Source organism: Psychromonas algarum (assembly GCF_004376845.1).
Lineage (GTDB): Bacteria > Pseudomonadota > Gammaproteobacteria > Enterobacterales > Psychromonadaceae > Psychromonas.
This window is the reverse complement of sequence record NZ_SNUW01000028.1, coordinates 1-4,691: the sequence shown is the minus strand read 5'-3', so window position 1 is coordinate 4,691 and position 4,691 is coordinate 1. Positions and strand designations below refer to the sequence as shown.

5 protein-coding genes are annotated in these 4,691 nt (G+C 34.7%); 4 read left to right on the top strand and 1 reads right to left on the bottom strand.

Translation table 11 applies throughout. The annotated features are described in order from the left end of the window. The first annotated feature begins 127 nt into the window (after positions 1-127). The 4 genes from E2R68_RS13725 (at position 128) to E2R68_RS13705 (ending at position 4,586) form a co-directional block, all read left to right on the top strand. Positions 128-649: a heme-binding beta-barrel domain-containing protein gene (locus E2R68_RS13725; protein WP_134278246.1), complete on the top strand. Its 522-nt coding sequence runs from the start codon at positions 128-130 to the stop codon at positions 647-649. A gap of 228 nt (positions 650-877) precedes the next feature. Beyond that, the gene (locus E2R68_RS13720) at positions 878-1,168 is read left to right on the top strand and encodes a co-chaperone GroES (RefSeq protein ID WP_134278245.1); all 291 of its coding nucleotides are present in this window, start codon (positions 878-880) and stop codon (positions 1,166-1,168) included. Between the two features lie 55 nt (positions 1,169-1,223). Further along, a complete protein-coding gene (groL, locus tag E2R68_RS13715) occupies positions 1,224-2,855 on the top strand; it encodes a chaperonin GroEL (protein ID WP_134278244.1) in 1,632 nt (543 codons plus the stop codon). A gap of 678 nt (positions 2,856-3,533) precedes the next feature. Continuing rightward, on the top strand, positions 3,534-4,586 hold the full coding sequence (locus E2R68_RS13705) for a hypothetical protein (protein WP_134278243.1): 1,053 nt from the start codon (positions 3,534-3,536) through the stop codon (positions 4,584-4,586). Between the two features lie 5 nt (positions 4,587-4,591). On the opposite strand, the gene E2R68_RS14285 is transcribed toward E2R68_RS13705, so the two are convergent. Beyond that, positions 4,592-4,684 carry a hypothetical protein gene (locus E2R68_RS14285; RefSeq protein ID WP_508278657.1) on the bottom strand — a complete coding sequence of 31 codons (93 nt, stop codon included), beginning with the start codon at positions 4,682-4,684 and terminating at the stop codon, positions 4,592-4,594. Positions 4,685-4,691 lie beyond the last annotated feature (7 nt).

The following is a 4,691-nucleotide window of genomic DNA, read 5'->3' as shown; positions in this document are numbered from 1 at the left end:
ACCGCAATTAGTTTTAATCGGAGTCTAGCATTAGATGTCGCGTTAATTAGGGCTGTAAAATCGTGGGTCATATAAGCTCCTTCAAAGAAGTACTATTAGATCACATAATTAACGGAATTGGTATAAACTGGTCGGAGAGTGGAAAAGTGTTAATGCTGGCGGTGTCGATGTTGCCCCGGGTCAAGAAGGAACTAAGGTTGGTAAAGGTGGTATTGCCGTTGAACCTTACTATGAAAAAATGACTTTTGAAGTGGCTGCTGATGCAAAAAATGCCAGTGATCAATATTTAGTTGCGCTTTATTATAAACAGGAAGTTTTTCGTAAAAGCGATGATGTTAAGTTCCATGATCAACGAGGCTATTTTATTTACGATAAAAGCAATCAAATAGTTTATAACTCGTATTGTATTCCCCGCGCCGTATGTGTTGTTTCAGAAGGGAGTGCTAGTGATAAAATAACTTTTACGACGCCTAAACAAGGTATTGCTGAAAGTCAGTTTATGACAGAAAATGCAACAACAACTGACTTTTCTATGGTCTTAGATTTTAGTAAAAAAGACACACTAAGTTACTCTCAATCAACAGCGCTTAATATTTATGGCAAGCCTTTTGCTCATACCGACTCCGGTACGCTAGAAAAAATAAAATAAGTGATAAAGCCATATTGCCGCTTTAATTCTTTTTAAGAAACAAGATGTAATTGCTTTTTTATGCTAATCCCTTTCTGAATCGAAAGGGATTTTTTATTTTACTAGTTCAAAAAAGTGAATTAACAGTAAAACTTATTTTTATTATTTTTTATTAATATGCCTTGAATCGTATCTTTTTGACCCCATCACTTAAACAACATAATTCGTTAACTATCAAAGGAAGTCATAATGTCTATTCGTCCTCTACATGATCGCGTTATTTTAAAACGCACTGAGCAAGAAACTAAATCTGCTGGTGGTATCGTTTTAACTGGTAGTGCAGCTGAAAAATCAACTCGTGGTAAAGTCATTGCCGTTGGCAAAGGCCGTATTTTAGAAAATGGTGAAGTAAGACCATTAGATGTACAAGTAGGTGATACTGTTATTTTCAGTGAAAGCTACGGTTTAAAAACAGAAAAAATTGAAGGCGAAGAAGTCTTGATCTTAAGTGAAAATGACATTTTAGCGATTGTTGAATAATCGTTAACAATTACTATTTATTCTCTATTAAAGAACAAAATTAAAGGAAATTATAATGTCTGCTAAAGAAGTTAAATTTGGTAATGATTCTCGAATTAAAATGTTAGAAGGTGTTAACGTATTAGCAAATGCAGTACGTGTCACGTTAGGCCCTAAAGGCCGAAATGTTGTTATCGATAAAAGTTTTGGTGCGCCGCACATTACTAAAGATGGTGTGACTGTTGCTAAAGAGATCGAGCTTGCTGATAAGTTTGAAAACATGGGCGCGCAAATGGTTAAAGAAGTTGCATCGCAAACTAATGATGCAGCAGGTGACGGGACAACGACTGCAACAGTATTAGCACAATCAATTATTACAGAAGGTTTAAAAGCAGTTGCGGCTGGTATGAACCCAATGGATTTAAAACGTGGTATTGATAAAACAGTTAAAGCAGCTGTTGCTGAATTAAAGGAGCTTTCAACACCTTGTTCAGATTCAAAAGCAATTACTCAAGTAGGTACAATTTCTGCAAACTCTGATTTAGAAATTGGTGAGATTATTGCAACAGCAATGCAAAAAGTAGGTAACGAAGGTGTTATCACTGTTGAAGAAGGTCAAGGTCTAGAAAATGAATTAGACGTTGTTGAAGGTATGCAGTTTGACCGTGGTTACTTATCTCCTTACTTCATGACCAACCAAGAAGCAGGCACTGTTGAATTAGATAACCCATTCATTCTTATTGTTGATAAAAAAATCGGTAATATCCGTGAATTATTAACAACATTAGAAGCCGTTGCTAAAGCATCAAAACCATTATTAATTATTGCTGAAGATGTTGAAGGCGAAGCTCTTGCAACATTAGTTGTGAACAATATGCGTGGTATTGTGAAAGTGGCTGCTGTTAAAGCACCGGGTTTCGGCGACCGCCGTAAAGCAATGCTACAAGATATTGCAATCTTAACTGCTGGCACTGTTATTTCTGAAGAGATTGGTTTAGATCTTGAGAAAGTACAACTTGAAGATCTAGGTCAAGCTAAACGAGTTGTGATCAATAAAGATGAAACAACTATTATTGATGGTGCGGGTGAGCAAGCTGCAATTTCAGCTCGAGTTAGCCAAATAAAACAACAAATCGAAGCGTCTTCTTCAGATTACGATAAAGAAAAATTACAAGAACGTTCAGCTAAATTAGCTGGTGGCGTTGCTGTGATTAAAGTTGGTGCATCAACTGAAGTTGAAATGAAAGAGAAAAAAGATCGTGTTGATGATGCATTACATGCAACTCGTGCCGCTGTTGAAGAAGGTGTGGTGGCCGGTGGCGGTGTTGCATTAGTTCGTGTTGCTGGTCTATTAAAAGAGCTTAAAGGCGATAACGATGACCAAAATGTTGGTATCCGTGTAGCACTTCGTGCAATGGAATCTCCATTACGTCAAATCGTTTCAAACTGTGGTGAAGAAGCTTCTGTTGTTGCAAATAATGTACAACAAGGTACTGCAAACTACGGTTATAACGCAACAACGGGTGAATACGGCGATATGATAGAAATGGGTATCCTTGACCCAACTAAAGTAACACGTAGTGCATTACAGTTTGCGGCATCTGTAGCTGGTCTAATGATCACAACTGAATGTATGATCACAGAGTTACCTGTTGAAGCACCTGCTGCTCCAATGCCTGACATGGGTGGTATGGGCGGAATGATGTGATGATCTAAAGGTGACTTTCCTTTAAAAAACAAACGCTTATAATTTAATAAAAAGCCCTTAGATACTATTATGTATATTTTATGTATCTAGGGGCTTTTTCGTGCCGAGTAAAAATTCAAATAAACTGCATAATTATATAAATTCAATTAAAGATGATGAGGTTTTACTATCTGCGTTCATAAGTTTAATGGATAAACAAGAAGGCGGTAAACCCATAACTTTATTAGATGGCTTATCTATATACAAACAAGAAAAGTCTCCTAATTACTCATATTGTTGTGGCTAAGTATTCTTGGCCATAATTTTCTAAACTTCTATCTCTCTGGGGGCGAAATGAGTTTGTCTTCTAAATATCAAAACACCTCTGCCTTTTATTCCTGAATCTAAATTTACTAAAGACAAACAAGGTGAAAGGTGAGGCTCCTCAACCTTTTTACTGAATTTTCGTAAAAGGTTTGGCTGTCCCGCCTTTCTTTTCGAACTGAAGCTACGCACATGGCAAGAACTATTGAGGAGTTTTTTACAATATCGTATATAAAAATGTACTTACCTACACCCTAAAAGGTATTATGATTTTAATGATTTTAATGATTTTAATGATTTTAATGATTTTAATGATTTTAATGATTTTAATGATTTTAATGATTTTATAACCTAAAAATAATTTGTGAGTCTGTAATGATAAAAAGTGAATATAGAAAGATAATTGTAAGTGCATGCAACTCTAAAGCAGATCCTGAACAAGGTCTTCTCAATGCTCACTTTGAAGTGCTTGAAGATGGAACTATTGAAGAGGTTAATAAAAATAGAGATTTTTGTAATTCAAAGCAAATTTTTGTGCCTAAAGGTTATAGTAAATTGGCTGCTAAATATGAAGGAATACTGTTTTTAGTTAATTGTTGGGAAAGTCGTTTTGAAGAAGGAGAGTGTAAGTATGTAACTGTTTATGAGCTAGACAAACCAGATTTTAATTCTAAACTTCCTCACGGCTTGGTTGCAGAGTTATTCATCCATGATGAAGATTCAATTGATCTGCATAGTAATATTTTCAATAGTTCTTATAAGCCATTAACACCTTTTGGATATGCTTATTCAAAAGACCAAGGTGTATTTGGTTTATTAAAATTCGATTTAATTGATACAACTGAAAATTATTCAAAAGGTTATTCATTTGAAGCAAAGGGAATTGAGTTAGTTCCAAAAAATTTATTTAAAGGAAATGTAAAAGATTACCATACCCTTCAATTTGAAGGTATGACCTTGAATGATGAAAATATAAAGAAAGTTAGTGTCAGTGGAGTATCTCATTTGGTTGTCATTAACTATCATGAACTAGAAGAGCGATTTACTCCTGTAAAAGTAGATGCAATCCCATTAAATCTATTAATAAAAAGAGGAGCTGATGCTTTAAGTAAAGTAACTCGTGTTAAAGGCTTGAATCGCCAAAATATCAACTTATTACTAAAAAATACGGACGAGATTAAAACACATATAAAAAGTGTTTATAGACGTGATAAGTTAAAAGATTTATTGACTTTTATGAAAAAAGATGGACTTGAATATAAAGATGAAATTATTGAAAGTGTCTTACAGACTGATGATGGTCAAGACTTTGTAAATAGTTACCTCGACAGGAATAGAGAAGAAATTTTAAAAAATGCGAGTATAAATATAGATAAAGAAATCACAGCGTTAAAAAAAGAACAAAATGATCTTCCCCCGACTTTGTAGACACGTTAATTCTCGATTAAGTACCTTTTTTCATACTCATCAGGAGACACATGGCCAAGGTGGCTATGTAATCGCTTCCGATTGTAAAACATCTCAATATAATTG